General features: G+C 69.1%; 10 protein-coding genes. 1 reads left to right on the plus strand and 9 read right to left on the minus strand.

The window, feature by feature from the left end:
* The first annotated feature begins 5 nt into the window (after positions 1 to 5).
* On the plus strand, positions 6 to 926 hold the full coding sequence (locus tag THIX_RS10015) for a DMT family transporter (RefSeq protein ID WP_112486133.1): 921 nt from the start codon (positions 6 to 8) through the stop codon (positions 924 to 926).
* Between the two features lie 37 nt (positions 927 to 963).
* On the opposite strand, the gene THIX_RS10020 is transcribed toward THIX_RS10015, so the two are convergent.
* The 9 genes from THIX_RS10020 to THIX_RS10060 form a co-directional block, all read right to left on the minus strand.
* On the minus strand, positions 964 to 1,146 hold the full coding sequence (locus THIX_RS10020; protein WP_112486134.1) for a DUF6726 family protein: 183 nt from the start codon (positions 1,144 to 1,146) through the stop codon (positions 964 to 966).
* Between the two features lie 55 nt (positions 1,147 to 1,201).
* Positions 1,202 to 2,317, minus strand: a complete 1,116-nt coding sequence (mltB, locus tag THIX_RS10025; RefSeq protein WP_112486135.1) for a lytic murein transglycosylase B — start codon at positions 2,315 to 2,317, stop codon at positions 1,202 to 1,204.
* A 102-nt stretch (positions 2,318 to 2,419) separates the two neighbouring features.
* Positions 2,420 to 3,796 carry an exopolysaccharide Pel transporter PelG gene (gene pelG / locus THIX_RS10030; protein ID WP_112486136.1) on the minus strand — a complete coding sequence of 459 codons (1,377 nt, stop codon included), beginning with the start codon at positions 3,794 to 3,796 and terminating at the stop codon, positions 2,420 to 2,422.
* Positions 3,796 to 5,526, minus strand: coding sequence for a GT4 family glycosyltransferase PelF (gene pelF / locus THIX_RS10035; RefSeq protein WP_112486137.1), 1,731 nt, complete (start codon positions 5,524 to 5,526; stop codon positions 3,796 to 3,798). The genes pelG and pelF overlap by 1 nt, the downstream gene beginning before the upstream one ends.
* Positions 5,523 to 6,554 carry a hypothetical protein gene (locus tag THIX_RS10040; RefSeq protein ID WP_112486138.1) on the minus strand — a complete coding sequence of 344 codons (1,032 nt, stop codon included), beginning with the start codon at positions 6,552 to 6,554 and terminating at the stop codon, positions 5,523 to 5,525. Before THIX_RS10040 ends, pelF begins: the two co-directional genes overlap by 4 nt.
* 177 nt (positions 6,555 to 6,731) lie before the next feature.
* Complete coding sequence (locus THIX_RS10045) at positions 6,732 to 8,153, minus strand: hypothetical protein (protein ID WP_112486139.1); 1,422 nt, start codon at positions 8,151 to 8,153, stop codon at positions 6,732 to 6,734.
* A 56-nt stretch (positions 8,154 to 8,209) separates the two neighbouring features.
* A complete protein-coding gene (locus THIX_RS10050) occupies positions 8,210 to 8,881 on the minus strand; it encodes a penicillin-binding protein activator LpoB (protein WP_233224496.1) in 672 nt (223 codons plus the stop codon).
* Positions 8,882 to 8,914: 33 nt separating this feature from the next.
* On the minus strand, positions 8,915 to 12,649 hold the full coding sequence (locus THIX_RS10055) for a tetratricopeptide repeat protein (RefSeq protein WP_112486141.1): 3,735 nt from the start codon (positions 12,647 to 12,649) through the stop codon (positions 8,915 to 8,917).
* Entirely contained in the window at positions 12,649 to 15,543 is a 2,895-nt protein-coding gene (locus THIX_RS10060; RefSeq protein ID WP_112486142.1) for a bifunctional glycoside hydrolase 114/ polysaccharide deacetylase family protein, read from the minus strand. The genes THIX_RS10055 and THIX_RS10060 overlap by 1 nt, the downstream gene beginning before the upstream one ends.
* Positions 15,544 to 15,617: the final 74 nt, after the last annotated feature.

The following is a 15,617-nucleotide window of genomic DNA, read 5'->3' on the forward strand; positions in this document are numbered from 1 at the left end:
GCGTGATGCGCCCACATGTCAAACTTGATTTCAACACGCTGCTCCTGCTCATCCTGCCGCCCTTGCTCTGGGCTGGGAACGCCGTGGTCGGGCGCCTCATGGTGGGGCAGATTCCGCCGCTGGCGCTGAGCTTTGACCGCTGGTTCCTCGCCTTGCTGGTGGCGTTGCTGTTCACCGGCCCCGGTTTGTGGCGCCAGCGTGCGCTGCTGCTGCAGCACTGGAAGCCGCTCGCCCGCATGGGGTTTCTCGGCGTGGCCTGCTACAACTCGCTGCAGTATGTGGCGCTGCACACGACCACCCCGCTGAACGTCTCGCTCATCACCTCGGCGGCACCCGTGTTCATCCTGCTGACCGGCGCGGTGTTCTACCGCGAAGCGATCGGTCCCGCATCGTGGTGGGGCGCGGCGCTGTCGGTGGCCGGGGTGGTTGTCGTGGTGACCAAGGGCCAGATCGACCATCTGCTGCGGTTGCACCTGGCCACGGGCGACCTCATCATGTTGCTGGCCGTGTTCCTCTGGGGTTTCTACACCTGGGAGTTACGCCGCCGCCCGCTGGGGCTGACCCCCTTTGCCTCGCTCACCGTGCAAATGGCCTGGGGCAGCCTGTTCATCGCGCCGTTCGCCGCGTTCGAGCATTGGGGCCTGGGGGAAAGCACCCACTGGGGAACGCCGGTGGTGCTGGCCATCGGCTATGCGGCCCTGTTGGCCTCGCTGCTGGCTTATGTCTGCTGGGGCACGGCAGTGGCCCGCACCGGGGCGCAGATTCCGGCCTATTTCGGCAACCTGGCGCCGGTGTTCGCCGCCGTGCTGTCCTATCTGTTTCTGCACGAAGGCATCGCGCTCTACCACCTGATCGGCGCGGCGCTGATCTTCGCCGGCATCCATGTCGCCTTGCGTGCGCGGCCCCGCGCGGTGCCGGCGGTTTGAACCCGGGCGCAAGTCCGTTGCAGCGCGGCTGCAGCCTTCAGGGGTCGATGACCGCCGCGCAAAGGTCGGTGGGAGCGGCGGCCGCATGGCCGACGACGGGCACCATCTTGATGCCGGCGGACGCCACGCGGCAGGGCGCGGCCAACACGCCGCAGCCTGACAGGGTGATGCTTGTCAACAAAACGGCGGCGAGGGGTTTGAGGAGTGCTGCAAGGTTCATCCGTTTCATCCTGGGGGAGAGTGCCGCGCAAGGTTCATGCTTGCTCCATTGCTGCTCAGCCCTGCGCGGCGGCCATGGCTGCATTCCCCAGTTCGATCACGGCCAAGGCGTAGAAGGCCGAATGGTTATAGCGGGTCACGGCGTAGAAATTGTCCGTGCCGAGAATGTAGTCGGGCTTGGCGCCGGCGTTGGGCAGTTGCACCACCGCCAGCTTGCCCGCATAGGCCAGCACCTGCGGCAGCAGCGGCAGGCCGGCATCTTGCAAGTCCTGCGCACTGAAGCTCGGCGCGATGTCGGGTGCCAGCAGTTTAGCGAGCGTGTCCGGGGCGATGCTGCTGGGCACCAGCAACTGAAAATGGGTGGGCTGCCCCGCCGTCCAGCCATGGCCTGCCAGGTAGTTGCCGACGCTGCCGATGGCGTCGGCCGCGCTGTTGATGATGTCCACCTTGCTGCCGCCCTCGAAGTTCAGCGCATAGCGCAAGATGTTGCCCGGCATGAACTGCGGCATGCCGATGGCGCCGGCGTACGAGCCCTTCACCTGCGTCGCGTCGAAGCCGCTGCCGCGGCACCACAGGAAGTAGTCGCCGAGCTGGCTGGCAAAGTAGCTGCTGCGGTCTTTGGGCGCGGCGGCCGGGAAGTCCAGCGCCAGCGTCGCCAGGGCGTCGAGCACGCGAAAGCCACCCATATTGCGGCCGTAGATCGTCTCCACCCCGAGAATGCCGACGATGACGCTGCGCGGCACGCCGAAGCGGCTCTCGGCCTTGCGCAGCCAGACGTCGAATTCCTGCACGAAGTCAGATCCCGCGCCAATGCGCATGGGCTCGACGAAACGGCTGCGGTACACCCGCCAGTTCTTCTGCTCCGGCCGCCCCGGAATGATGAGCCGCGCCACCGCGGGCTGGAACTGCGCCTGGTCGAGCTGGCTGGCGATCCACGACGCATCCAGCCCGGTCTGCTGCGCCAATTGCGCGGCCAGCGCAGCAGCGCGCGGCGCGTCGGCATAGTTCAAGGCTGGCGAGCTGCCGCCGGCGCTCGAGCCGGGGGCGGCTTGAGCATGCGCCCGGCCCTGGAGCCAGGCGCCGCCCAGCAGGCCGCAGCCGGCGAGCAGCGCCAGACGGCGGGATGGAAGGGCAGGGGCTGGCCTAGGGAGCCGGGCGGATGATGGAGCCATGGCGGGGCGAAAAATGACGGGTTCAGTGTAACGAGGGCTGCGTCCGGCGCCACGCGGCCGAGACGCCCACGGCAACGCCTGGATCGAACGGCTGCAACCGGTTCATGAGCCTTGCAGCATGAAGGTCTGATATTCCAGTCGGCGGAACAGGCGCTGCACCAGCACCAGGCCGGTGATCAGGGTGATGAGCAGGGCCACGGCGAAGCCGTAGCCGAACCACTCGGCGCCCAGCGTGATGGACACGCGGCTGAAGACGAGGTTGAGCGCGGTCAGCAGCGCGGTGATGAACACCACCTCGCGACGGCGGTCGAGGTAGAAGAACACGTTCAGCACGGCCAGCAGCAAGACCTGGAAGCTGGCGGCCACCGCCTGCACCAGGAACAGCGGGATGTACAGATCGCTGATGCCTATGGCGTGGAACAGCGGCCCGACGAAGGTGTAGAGCGCCAGCAGGGTGATGGCCTGCACTTTGATGATCTGGTAGATGCCCTCGCGCACGGTGTCCTGCATGCGGTCGTGGAAGCGAACGATGTCCTGCAGCGCACCGCCGGCGCGCACCGCGGTGTAGAACTTGTCGTACCACTCGACGAAATCGGTTTCGAACTTCACCAGGAACACGCCCATGCCCGGAATCACGCACAGGTAGGCGAGGAACACCGGCAGGTCGTAGATCGTGGAGGCGCGCAGCGGGCCGATGACCACGTTGGAGGTTTGGGGCGTGTACCAGAACACCAGCTTGTCGGCCCACACGCCCAGGTTGTAGAGCGTGCCGCCGGCCAGCAGCGAGGGGAACATGGAGCCGCGCTTGAAGCAGTCGAGCGTGATCGGGCGGGTGGGCGGAAAGTTGCGCAGCACCAGCCACATCATGGCCGTCCACATGAGGAACTGGCCGCCGAGAAAACCCGCCAGCAGGCCTTCCAGCCCCCAGCCCCGCAACAGGTAGGACTGCAGCACCGAGAGCCCGTAGCCACCTGCATACAAGGCGAGGATCGCGCGGTATTGCTTGAGCCCGGAGAGAAACACCGTGACGATCCAGATGTCGCACAACAGCGGCAAGCCGCCGGCAAGCAGCACGCGGTACAAATTGCTTTCGCGCGGAAACAGGAACAGCGCGGCCATCCAGCCCAGTGTCCCGGCCACGGCCGTGCTGATCAGCAGCACGCCGAGAAAGGCCGGGGCGACCTCTTCCCGGCGCTTGGCGTACAGGGCGTCGGCCACCCAGCGGGTGAAGCCGAGTTGCAGGCCGCCGGAGAGCACCAGCGAACTCATGATGAGATAGGTGACGGTCACCTGGAACTGGATGATGCGGTCGTTGGGCAGCACCACGCCCAGCGAGAGCAGGCCGGTGACGATGAGCCCGAGAATGGAGAACACCCACGGCCCGGAACTGATGATGGAGGCATAGCTGTAGGCGCGCAGCAGGCCGATGTAGGACTGGCTGCGCAACAGCTTGCGCAACTCGAAGCCGATGCCGGCCATCAGCCGCTCCCCGCGCCCTGCGCATTGCTGCCAATGCCGGGGCTGGTGGTGTCGGGGTTGGCCAGCGGGGGGCGGTCCGCTGCGATCCCGGCATGCGGGATGTCATCCGCCTTGGCGGCCTTTGCCGCTTGCGGGATGCGGCCTTCGCGCAGTGCGGTGGCAACAGTGCCGCGTGCGGGCGGAGCTGTGCCGGCGGCACGGTCGCTGCGCGCCAGCGCGTCCTCGTACACCGCGCGGTACTTGGCGAACATGATGGGCTGGGTGTAATAGCGCTCGACCCGGGCAATGGCCGCGGCCTGGGCCCGGGCATAGGCGGCCGGGTCGGACAGCAACGCGGTGCAGGCCTCGCCCAGGGCCTGGGCATCGGCGATGCCGACCACGGCGCCGGCACTCCCCAGGGCCTCGTCTTCCGGGCCCAGGCCGTCGATGAGCTGCCTGCACGAGCCGACGTCGGTAGTCACGGCGGGCACGCCGGCGGCATAGCCTTCGAGCAGCACCAGCGGCAGCGCCTCGCTGATGGACGACAGCACCACCACCCCCACTTTGGGCAGCAGCTCGACCAGCTTCTGGAAACCGAGGAATCGGAGCCGATCGCCCAGTTCCAGGCTGTCGGCCAGCTCGCGGCACTCGCGCGCATAGTCGGGGTGCTCATCCTCCGGGCCGGCGATCCAGCCCTCCAGGCCGGGCATGCGGCCGCTCGCCACGCGTACGGCGCGGATGAAGGTTTTCACATCCTTGATGGGCACGACGCGGCCGATCAGGCACATCACCGCCGGCGGTTGTGCCGCGCGCTGGCTGCGGCTGGCGGCGAGCGGCGGCACATTGATGCCGTTGGCCACCAGGCAGGTGGTGGCCGGCTCCGCGCCATCGGCCAGCTGGCGCAGGCGGTTGGCCTCGTACAGCGCAATCACCGGATCGGCGGCGTCGTAGCACATGCGACCGAGCGACTCGAACAGCCGGATCCACAGCGCGCGGAAATAGCCCGCTTCGCCGGCATTGCGTTCCAGCACCGGCATGTTGTCGCTGATCCACTGCGCCGAGAACAGGTCGATGCGCCGCTCCTTGGTGTAGATGCCGTGCTCCGAGAGGATGAGCGGCCGGCCGGTGATCCGTGCCAGCACCGCGCCCAGATAACCCGCATAGCCGGTGGAGATGGTGTGATAGCTGCGCGCCGCGGGCAGGGTGCGGGCCAGCGCCGCCAGGGTCCAGATGGGCGTGTGCATGGTGCGCACGGTCCAGAAATAATCGACGAAGGACGGATCGGTGCAGCGCTCCAGGTACTGCTCGGTCAGGTAGCTCCAGGACTGCTTGGAATGCAGGAAATACTGCAGATCGAGCCGGCCCTCCATCGCCAGCAGGCTTTGCTCCAGCACCTGCGCGCGCGCGTCGCGGCCAGCGTCGGCACCGTCTCCCGGTTCGCGCAACTGCGCGTGCAGCTTGCGCACCAGCTCGGCCGTGGCCCGGTCTCCCTGGCTGCCGCGTGGTTTGGGCAGGACTTCCTCGCTGAACAGGTAATGCTCGGTCAAGCCCACCACATTGGATGGCAGCTTGTAGCGCGCCTCGCCATAGTCCTCCCGGCGCGAGCCGAGAAAGCACAGGTGAAAGCGCAGCTCGGGAAAGCCGTTGATGATCTGGTGCACCCAGCTCGACACCCCGCCCGAGACATAGGGGTAGGTGCCTTCGAGCAGCAGCATGACGTCGATTGCGGGTTGTCCTGCTTCCTTGGTCATGCCTTTTCTTCCATCGGAGACCACAGGCGGACGATAGAGCGCAGGCGCGGAGCGACCTGGATGTTTCGAAGTTGCCCCAGGATGGCACCGACCGCGGTGTAGTTGCGATGCTTCCAGGCCAGTTCGGCCGCATAAGGCACCCATACCGAAGGGCTGGAGTTTTCATCGAGCAGCAGCAGCGTGTTCTGGGCATTCTCCAGGTCATCCCTAGCCATGCTCAGCCGTAGCCGCAGCATCAGCAGAGTCGGGTCGTCAGGCTGCGCTTTCAAGGCCAGATTGGTGTAGTACCAGGCTTGGTCCAAAGCAAATTTGCGCAAGTCACCCTGGGCAAGACCCTGGTAGATGAATTCCATCTGCAACTCGGCGACGCGCCGAGCGGCATGCGCCAAGGTGTTGCCGCTGGCGCCCCTTGCTTGCAGCGCGTCGAGATCTCTCTGCGCTTCCTGCAAGTCGGCGGTGAGGCGCTGCTCCCAATTGCTGGCGATGCCATAAGCCAACAGGCGGATTTCCTCGTCCCCATCTCCCAGCAGGCTGCGCAGCAGCGGCAGGGCCAGCCGCGCCGGCATGTCGCGCATCGCCAGCACGGCACGAATGCGCTGTTGCGTTGGTGCCTTGCCATTCGCTGCGATCCGTGCAATTTGCCCGACCGGCAGGACGTCGATGACTTTGTCCAATTGCGGGTCAATGCCGTAGATCTCGAGTTGCGGCGCCTCGCGCACCGCGTCCTCGTTGCGCACCCGGCGCGGGCGCAGCATCGCCAGGCGCGACGCCAGCAGCAAGCCCACCACGCCCACCAGCGGGAACAACAGCGCCAGCACGAACACCAGCAGCAGCGACAGCATCCGCGGCCGGCGCAGGCTCGCGGGCAAGGTCCGCCAGACCAGCCAGCTGGCCGCCGCCGAGGCCCCGGCATGCAGCAGCCAGAACCCGAGAAAGGCGGCATTTCCATGTGAGCCCAGCAGCCACAGCGCGGCCGACTCCATCGACAGCGAGAGGGCGATCAGCTTGTAGAACTGGAGCAGATTCATGGTGTTCGGGTGGGCTCAGAGGGTGTGAATGAATCCGGCGTGGCCGAGCAGGGCGCCCAAACGGTTCCAATCAAGGCGCCAAGCACAGCCGTGCCTGACGGCACGGCGCGCATTGGCAACGCCGAGTGGGGCCGTTTGGGCGGGATGAGCGGGCATGGTGGATTTGTTCACACCCTCTCAGAGCAGCTGCATGCGCTGGTGCAAGGCGGCGTAGTCGGCGGCGTGGCGCACCGGGTAGAAGTCCACCCCCAGGGTCTGGCTGGGCTGGTCGAAGCGCGCAAGAATTTGCTCCAGCGCATCGATCATCTGGCGTCGATAGGTGGTCAGGCTGGCGCCGCTGATGATGGGCAGCAGCACCGCCAGAACCAGATGGCCTTTGGCCGTTTGCAGCCGCCACCAGCTGCTTTCCGGCGGCTGCAGGCCGGAGAATTCGTCCAGCACGCTTTCGCTCAGCCGCGCCTGCCCCATCCACAGGGCGCAATAGCTGCGCAGGCCCGAGGCCTTGTGCAGCGCCGCCAGATGCGCCCATTCCTGCTGCATGCCGATGGGCGATGCCGGCCACACCGCGCGCACATCCTCCACCAGCAGTTCCAACTGGGTGAAGTCGGCGTAGGACGCGGCCAGCACCTGCAGGCGGCGCAGATTGATGTCGTCGAAAGCCATGAAGGGCATGGTGTGCACCGCCAGCAGCGCGTCCACCTCCTCGAACAGGTCCAGCCGCAGCGGCGCCGCGAACACCCATTGGTTGTAGTTCGGATCGGCCAGCCCAGCCTGGGCGATGTGGGCGATTTCGTGGGTTTCCAGCACATGCTCGATCAGGGGATGCATCGTGTCCAGCCTGGGCAGGTTCTTGCCCAGGCGCGCCACCGGCGTCCAGTGGGCATCGCCGCTGCGGCGCACGAAGATGCCGGCCTCGATCAGGCGGCAGGCCTGGCTCAGCAGTTGCAGCAGGGCGCCCGGGTCGGGCAGGGCGGCAACGGCGCGACTGCCGCTCGCCGGCGCGCTGCGCGCCTGCACCAGGCGGCGCCGCAGGTCGAGCAGGGCGTCGCGCAGGGTCATGGGTCGATCGGTGAGCTCCTGCTCCAGCGTGGCGAGCGACTCCTTCACGACGAACAACCGGCGCTTGGTGCGCTCCAGCCGTGCCGTCAGGTTCCGCTGGATTTCACGGTGGCGCACGGATTGCACCTTGTAGGCCGAGCCGAACTCGCCGAGGATGAGGCTGACCAGGGCGCCACCGAGAAAAAACTCCCCTGGGAAGATCGCCAGGTCGGGGCTGAGGAACTGGGCCCACATGCCGCCATACAGCGCCACCCCGAACAGGCCGTAGCCCGCGCCGTAGCGCACCGCGGCGAGCCAGGGCCCGAACCAGATCCAGGGGAAGCCGGCATGCAAACCCAAGGGGTCTTGCGGGTTGATGCGCCAGCTCAGGTAAAGCGCCAGTGCCGGCAGGGCTGCGCTCTCCAGCGCGGCGATGAGCCGATCGGCCTGTGCATTGGGCCGCCAGATGCGCAGCGCCCGCACCAGCCCCAACCAGGGGGATGTGCGCTGCGGTTGCAGCCGGCGCGTGATGCGGGCACGCAGGCGGGCGATGCGGCTCATGGGCGACGGGAATCGGGCGCGGCGCGGGCGCGGGTCAGGATCGGCTCAAGCCCGCATCAGGGGCGTGCCGCCGCCGGGGAGGCAGGGGGTTCGGCGCCTGGTGCCGCGGACCGATTGCCGGACGCACTGGCGGGCAGCTTGGGCGTGGCCGTGGCCTGCACCTGCAGCCCGCCCAGCAGCGCAGCAATCTGCGCCTGACCCACCGCGGCCAGCGCCTGGTAACCCCAGCCCGAGCGCGCGCCCGCGGCGGACCACACCACCTGGCCGTTGTTCACGTCGCTGATCTGCAGGGTCAGCCCCACCGCAGGCTCACTGTCCACCCCGGTCTTGTAGCGCCATTCGGTGACGGTGCCCGACAGCGCGTAGCGCGCCCCCTCGTTGCGGGCCCAGTCCAGCGTCTGGGTGCTGGAGGCGGCGGGCTGCGCTTCCAGCGGGTTGTCGCTCGGCGCCTGGGGGTAGACCAGCACGTGCGTCAGTCCCTTTTGCCGCAGCAGCGCCACCGTGATGGCCTGCGCCCGCTCCTGCACCTGCGGCGTTTCGGTGGCGTTGACGAAGGGCAGCACGGCCAGCTTGTCCTGCGCCGCCAGCCGCAAGGACTGGGTGGGCGTGGACGTGGTGGCGCAGGCGGCCAACAAGAGGCTGAGGCTGGCGGCGATCCAGAAGCGGGTGGCGTGCATGGCGGACTCCTGATGAAATGGGCGGTGGGCGCGTATGTCGGTGCGGGTCATGTCGGGGTGCGGTGGACGGGGGGCGGGTTGCGATCAGGGGCCGAACCAGATGCGGTATTGCAAACTCCATTGCCGCACCAGCCCCGTGGTGTTTTGTTGGCGTTGATAGTGCACGGAGAGCTGGTCGCCGCCGAACACCGGGCCCTGCAGCCCGAGGTCGACGCCGGTGGTGTTGCCGAGCCGGCGCGAACGCAGCAAGTCCAACTCGCCGAAGGGCAGCCAGTGCGCACTGTAGCGGTCTGCCACGAGTTGGTTGAAGGCGAAACCCACGCCCACGGCGTCGTCGCCGGCGGGAACGAAAAAGCCGGCCGCGGGCGGCAGCCCGCTCGGGTCGATGCCGGCGTAAGACGGCTGCGGCGCGCCCGTGGCGCTGAACTGGTTGCTGTAGCCCAGCAGCTTCAAGGCCAGATCGGGCTCGCCCTGGCGCAGCCACACACCGGCCTGCGCCTGCAGGCTGCGACCCGAGCCGAGGCTGTCGCCCTGGCGGGTGGAATACTCCGCCACGCTCTGGCTGACGCTGGCCCAGAAGCGGCCGACGTTCTTGCTCAGGCTGATCTGCAGGCGATTGCGCCGCCCGGCCACCAGCAGCGCGCCGGTTTCATCGGCCACGGCGTGGCGTTGCAACTGGGCCTGCGCCTGCACCCCGCCGGGCAGTGGAAAGGCGGCGTCGAGTTGCAGCGGCGTGATGCTTCCCAGCGCGCTGTTATGGCCGAGGCTGGCGCCCAGATGCAGCGCACCGTCGTGCCATTGCAGGCCGGCCTGGGCATCGCGCCACTGGCCGGGCAGGCCGGTGATGATGCTGGCATCGCGGCTGGACAGGTGCTGCCTGCTCACGCCGAGTTGCAGCTTCAGGCGCGGGGTCAGGGTGAGGCTTTGCTGCAGGATCGGCCCATCGCGCTGCACGGCATCGGTCTGCTGGCTGGCGTAGCGCACGGTGCTGCGATCCGCCAGGTCGAGGTGTCGTTGCGCGTTCTGTTGCGCCAGCGCCTGCAGCGCGGCGCTGGCGCGGCCTTGCGCCGCGGCCTGCTCCAAGGCCTGGTCGGCCTGCGCCAGGGCTTGCATCGGGTGGCCGGCAGCGCGCAGCGCCTCGGCGCGGTCGATCGCATCGAGCCGCTCGCCGGCGCCCTGGTCGAGCAGGCGGCGCACCTGCTCGCGGTCGCCCTCTTGCAGCGCGATTTGCAGCGCCACCGATTGCCGGTCCGCCGGGCTGAGCACGGCGCGCGCCAGCCACCAGCGCGCCGGGGCCGTGGTGTCGAGTCGCAGCAGCCAGTCGGCGATGGCGGCATCCGCCTGCCGTTCGTGCTGCAGTTCCTGGCGCTGCCCTTGCTGCGCCGACGCGGGCGCCGCGCCAGTCCTGCCGGGCCGCAGCCGGGCCCGCAACATGGCGATGAGTTGTTGCTGCCGCTGCACCGAAGTGCGGCCCGGGGACAGGCGCAATGCGGCCAGCAAATGATCGAGCGATATGGCCGTTCCCGGCTTGCCAGCCGCCGACTGCGGCGGCGGCTGGCGCAGCAACTGCCAGGCCTGGTCATAGACCACGCGGGCGCGGGCGTCGTCGCCGGCCCGGCTGAGCAGGTCGGCGGCATTCATCAGCCACAGCGGGTCGTGCCGCTTGCGCGGGTAGAACTGGGCATTGAGCTGCAGCGCCAGCGGCAAATCGCCCAGCGCCTGGGCGGCGGCGGCCAGCACCTCCTGGCCGTCGGTCCTGCCGCGAAGCTGGGGCGCGTAACGCTCGAAAGCGCGGCGGAGTTCGCTGCGCCGGTTCATGTCGAGCAGCATCCAGAGCAGGGTGATCTGGTCGTCGCGGTTGTTCGGTGCCAGGCGCACGGCGGTGCGCGAATCGGCCAGCGCCTCGTCACGCCGGCCCAGCGCCTGCCAGACCTGCGCGCGCGCCGCATACACCCGCGCGTCTTGCCGCAGCGCCGCGCCCACCTCGCCTTGCATCACGGTGCGCTGCCAGCGCTGCAAACCGCTCAGGCTGGGCAGCTTGACCAGCGCCTGCAGCCATTGCAAGGCCAGCTCCTTGTGCGGCGCGGTCTGCCAGGCCTGGGGCAACAGCGCCAGCGCCGCGGCCGGGCCATGCAGACGCTGGGTGAGGACGATGAAGCGCTCCACCTGGTAGGGCTTCATGTGACGGCGCAGCGCCGGTGTGTCCCACAGCGTGGCGTAGGCAGCCAGCGCCGGGGCGGATTGGCCGAGATCCCAGTCGAGGTCGGCCAGCAGCCCCTGCCGAGTGGCGCGCAGATCGTCCGGCCCCAACGCCTGCTGGGATTGCTCCAGCACGCTGCGGGCCGTCTCGAACGCGCCGGTTTGCAACAGCGCCAGCGCGTCGTCGATGCTGGCGCGCAAGTCCAGCGCCTTGAGCTTCAGTCCCTGGGCATAGGCCGCCAGCGACGCCTGGGTCTCCCCCAGGTTGCCGAGCAGCCAGGCCAGCGCACCGAACAGTTGCGGGTGCGCCGGTGCCGCCAGCCGCAGCACCGCCGCCGCCTGCTGGGGATACCCCTGGTTTTCCAGCGCCTGGGCGTATTGCAGCCAGTCATTGGCCCGCATGCCACCCTGGCGGGCGCGGGCTTCCCAGTAGGCGATCTGGCCGCTGGACGAGGACAGCATGCCGGCCAGGCGGCGCACATTGCTCAGCGCCTCGGCGGTGATGCGCTGACGCAGCAGGGCCATCCATTGCTGCATGGTGGCGTCGGGCTGGCCGCTCCATTCCAGCACCTGGGCGCGCCGCTCTTCCCAGACGCGGCGCCGGCCGGGCGCTTGTGCCGCTGGCGTGGCGCCGGTGCCGGCGAGCACGGCGTTGGCCAGATGCAGTGCGCCGGGCAAGTCGCCGTCGGCCAGCAGCAGGCGCCAGGCCAGTTCGGCTTGAGCCGGGCTCAGGGCATGGCCGAGTTGGGCAGGGCTGGCGCGCAGATCAACGGCCTGGCCCAGCCAGTGCAGCGCGGCACGCGCGTGGTCGGCGGCCAGCGCCAGTTGCACCAGGCTCCAGGCCAGGGCCGGGTCGGGCGGCAGCTTGCGGGCCTGCGCCGCAACTTCGGCATAAGCCAGCTTGGCATCGCCAGCGGCCAGCAGCACCTGCGCCGCCTGCTGCAGCAGGACGCGTTGCTGGGCCTGGGCTGGCGCTGCCGGCAACGAGGCGAACAGCACTTGCGCCGCCAGCCGGTATTCGCCCAGCCCCAGCAACAGCCGTGCGGCATCTTGCGCGGCGCTCGGCGGCAGCGGGGTGAAGCGCAAGGCCAGCGGCGCCAGCCGCCGTACGGTGGCGGGTTCGTCCAGCCCCTGCAGCAACAGCAGGGTGGAGCGCCAATCGTTGAAGTTGGCGGGCGTGGCGCGGCCGAGCAAGCCGGCCAGCGCGCTGCGCGCCTGCTGCGCCAGCGCGGTGTCGTGCCGGGCGCGGGCATCGAACCAGATGCGTTTCCAGATCAGCAGCCGCAGCGCGTCGGCCTTCGGTTCGGCGCCGAGGGGCTCGAGCGCGGCGAGGGCCTGCTGCGGTTTGCCGATGCTGATGTAGCGCTGTGCCAGCAGCAGGCGCAGGTCGGCATCGTGGCCCTGCAGGCGCAGCAGATGCTGCAGGTAGTCGATGGCCAGCCCGGTGTCCTGCGTGCTGCGCAGCAGTTGCAGCAGTTCGCGCCCGGGCCACATCAGCGTCAGGGTGGCGGCACCCATCAGCGCCAGGCCCAGCAGGGTGCCGCGTGGAAACAGCCGGCTGCGCCCGGGGTCATCGGGCGCGACCGAGAGCTGCCGATGCGGACGGGGCTTGCGTGGCATCAGGCCTGAGGCAGCAGGCGCAGCGTGGCGCCCGGTTTGGTGCTGCTGACACGGACCTGCCCGGCGTCGCGCTGCATCTGGGTGCCGGGCTCGACCATGAGGCGCCAGCCGGGCGGCAGCGCGAGGCTGGCCTGCAGCGGCACATGGCCGGCGAGTTGCAGCAGCCAGCCGCCGCCGGGCAGCGGCTCGAAGCGGCTGATGTCGGCGTTGGCGTCGATGAGATAGGGCAGCGCGGGCAACCCTGGCTGCGGCGCGGCCGAGGCGGCCGAGGCCGCCGCCGCGCCCAGCACGACCTGGTCGGCGCTGGCATGCAGGTAACGCATGCCGGCATGGCTGGTGTGACCGGCAAGGTTGGTACTGACGCGCAGATCGGGCGCCGGGGCGCTCTCGGGCTGGCGCCATTGGCGCAGGCTAGGTTCGGCGCGCAGGCGCCAGGCGCCGCCCAGCGTGCGTGCCACCGTGGCACGGCGCCAGGCCAGCACGCTTTGCGCATACTGCAGGCCGAAGATGGGATGGCTGGGCTGGCGCGTGGCCCAGTCCAGCACCTTGTGCAGGCTCACGGCGCCGGCCTGTTTGGTGACGATGTAGGGATGGAAATACACGTCCAGCGCCTTGAGCCGTCGCGGGCTGTCGGTCATCTGGTAGGTCTCGATGGCGCGCTCGAAGCCGAAGTAGGGGCCGGTCCAGTTGTGGGTGTAGCTTTCCTCGTTGGACAGCGCGGCGTACACCTGAAAGTCGCGCCCCTTGGGGATGCCCATGGGCCAGACTGCGGAGAGGGTGGGCTTGCTGCGCGTGATGGTGGCGCCGCCGCCGTTGATGTTGTGCATGCCCACCGCATAGCTGAGCGCCACGGCCTTGTTCGGCGGGTTGCAGTCGCCGGGCCAGAGCAGCATATTGCAGGGCTTGCCCGGCGGGCACAGCTTGGTCTGGATGAACTCGCGCGCGCCGACGACCTCGGTCTCGGTGCTGAACGTGTAGTTCGGCACCGGCAGGTAGTTGCCGTAAGGAAGTGCCTTGCTGGTCTGGCCGAGGCTGTGCTCTGCGCTCGCCAGCACCCAGTCGAACGGGTGGCTCCAGGTGTGGCTGCCCACCTCCACATGCGGCAGCGCGAACATGCGCCGCGCCCAGAGCTGCGCCTGGCTGGCGGTGGCCGGATACAGGCCTTCATGGCTGATCTCGGCAATGATGACCGAGGCCAGCGTGGGCGTGCGGTACTTGTCCAGGAACTCGGTGACCAGCACTTCGCAGGCCAGCGGCGAGCCGGGCCGTTCGCAGGCGTTGACGAAGCCGTCGCCATCGAAATGCACGAAAAACGCCCGCCTCCCGGTGCGGGTGGTGATGTCGGGCATGGGGGCGCCGCCCACGCGCAGCGCGGCGCGGAAAAACGCGAACGGCTCGATCGACCAGCGCGTGCCGCTGTCGCCCGGCAGGTTGAAGACGCCGAAGCTGCCCAGCGCGTAGCCGCCCCAGGGGGTGATGGCAGCGCCGTCCATGCTCTGGCCGTCGCTGCCGCTGGCGCGCAGCCACACCTGGCTGCCGGCGCCCGCGTCGAGCCGCATGGTGTCCCCCGCCGCCAGCAGCGGGATGATTTCGCCGTTCGGCGTGCCGGGCTGGCGCTGCAAGCGGAGCGGCCCCGGCAGGTTGCCCTGCCCCGGCCGCAGACCGAACAGCGCCAGCACCGAGACATCGGTCTGGCCGAGGATGGCCACCGGCACGCCCTCGTCCCTGGCCCGGCGCAGCAGGTCGCGCGCGGCGTCGGGCACATCGCTGCGGTCGGACCACAGCACCACGCCGGCGTAACGCCCGGCCAAGGGCTCGGTGATGGTGGGCGCCCCCATGTAGCGGTATTCCGGCACCAGCCCGAGGTCTTCCAGCGGCATGGCGCCATAGAGGTGGGCGCTCTGGTTGAGCAGATCGGGGCTGTCGCCCTGCGCGCTGGAATGCAGCAGCAGCACGCGGCGCGGCTGCAATTCCACCGTGCCCACGCCCAGGCTGTGCAGCGCCGGGTCGGCCACCCAGGGGATGAGGCCGGCGGCGGCGATCTGCTGCGCCGTCTGCCGTGCCAGCTCGCGCTGGTCGGCGGCCACGTAGTCGATGGCGATTCCCGGCAGCTTGTAGCGGGCGCGCAGCTCGGCGAAGCGGTCGAGCAGCCACTGGCGGTCTTGCGGCGGCACGTCGACATGGCGCTTGCTGCTCGCGTTCCAGCCGCGATAGAGCGACTCGGCCGCAACCGCCAGCGTGGCGCCGGCGAGGCTTGCGTCCATCAGCTCGAAGCCGCGATTGGGCAGCAAACGCATGCCGGGAAACGCCGCCAGCAAACCCTGCAGCGTGGCGCGCAACGCGGCGGCTTGTTGCTGGCGCTCGGCGTCGGTCGTCGCCAGCAGTTGGTAGGAGTCCAGCGTGTCGAGGAAAAACGCGCGAAAGCCTGCCTGCCACAAGGGTTGCACGATGCGCTGCTGCAGGAATTGCGGCCAGCCTGCGGCGGTCTGGTCGATCACCCGCGAGCCCCAGTCGGGGTTGTTGGCGGGCAGCCAGGCTTTCGGGATGTCGGCGTAATACGGACGGTTGGGCTGCACTTCGCCCACTGACACATAGGCGATGGCCAGGGTCTGGGGCGCCAAGGTGCGCACCACCTCGGGGTCTTGCGCCAGTGCGTTCGCGGGCTCCAGCACGGCCCAGTCGAAGGCGCGCAGGTCGTCCAACGGAATCCGGCCGCCGTAGTAGAAGGCCACGGCGGGGGCACCAGCCGGATGTGCAGGATCAGCCGTCAGGGTCGCGGGGTTTGCCGTCGCGCTCAGCCCCATGCCCAGCAGCCCCGCCCCTGCGGCGCGTGCCAGCAGACGGTCGAGCAGCGGGCTTGGCGGCAGGGTTTGAAGAAATTGGCGGCGTTTCATGGTGGGCAGACCAGCTGGCGTGTGACAACACCGGATTGTCCGGCAGTTGCCTGCCTGTGACAGCCTGCAGTCTC

Source organism: Thiomonas sp. X19 (genome assembly GCF_900089495.1).
In the GTDB taxonomy this organism is placed as follows: Bacteria; Pseudomonadota; Gammaproteobacteria; order Burkholderiales; family Burkholderiaceae_C; genus Thiomonas_A.

Coding starts and splice junctions, on each gene's coding strand:
- THIX_RS10055 (WP_112486141.1), bottom strand. CDS start 12,649: ATGCCACGCAAGCCCCGTCCGCATCGGCAGCTCTCGGTCGCGCCCGAT.
- pelF (WP_112486137.1), bottom strand. CDS start 5,526: ATGACCAAGGAAGCAGGACAACCCGCAATCGACGTCATGCTGCTGCTC.
- mltB (WP_112486135.1), bottom strand. CDS start 2,317: ATGGCTCCATCATCCGCCCGGCTCCCTAGGCCAGCCCCTGCCCTTCCA.
- THIX_RS10060 (WP_112486142.1), bottom strand. CDS start 15,543: ATGAAACGCCGCCAATTTCTTCAAACCCTGCCGCCAAGCCCGCTGCTC.
- THIX_RS10050 (WP_233224496.1), bottom strand. CDS start 8,881: ATGACCCGCACCGACATACGCGCCCACCGCCCATTTCATCAGGAGTCC.
- THIX_RS10040 (WP_112486138.1), bottom strand. CDS start 6,554: ATGAATCTGCTCCAGTTCTACAAGCTGATCGCCCTCTCGCTGTCGATG.
- THIX_RS10015 (WP_112486133.1), top strand. CDS start 6: ATGCGCCCACATGTCAAACTTGATTTCAACACGCTGCTCCTGCTCATC.
- pelG (WP_112486136.1), bottom strand. CDS start 3,796: ATGGCCGGCATCGGCTTCGAGTTGCGCAAGCTGTTGCGCAGCCAGTCC.
- THIX_RS10020 (WP_112486134.1), bottom strand. CDS start 1,146: ATGAACCTTGCAGCACTCCTCAAACCCCTCGCCGCCGTTTTGTTGACA.
- THIX_RS10045 (WP_112486139.1), bottom strand. CDS start 8,153: ATGAGCCGCATCGCCCGCCTGCGTGCCCGCATCACGCGCCGGCTGCAA.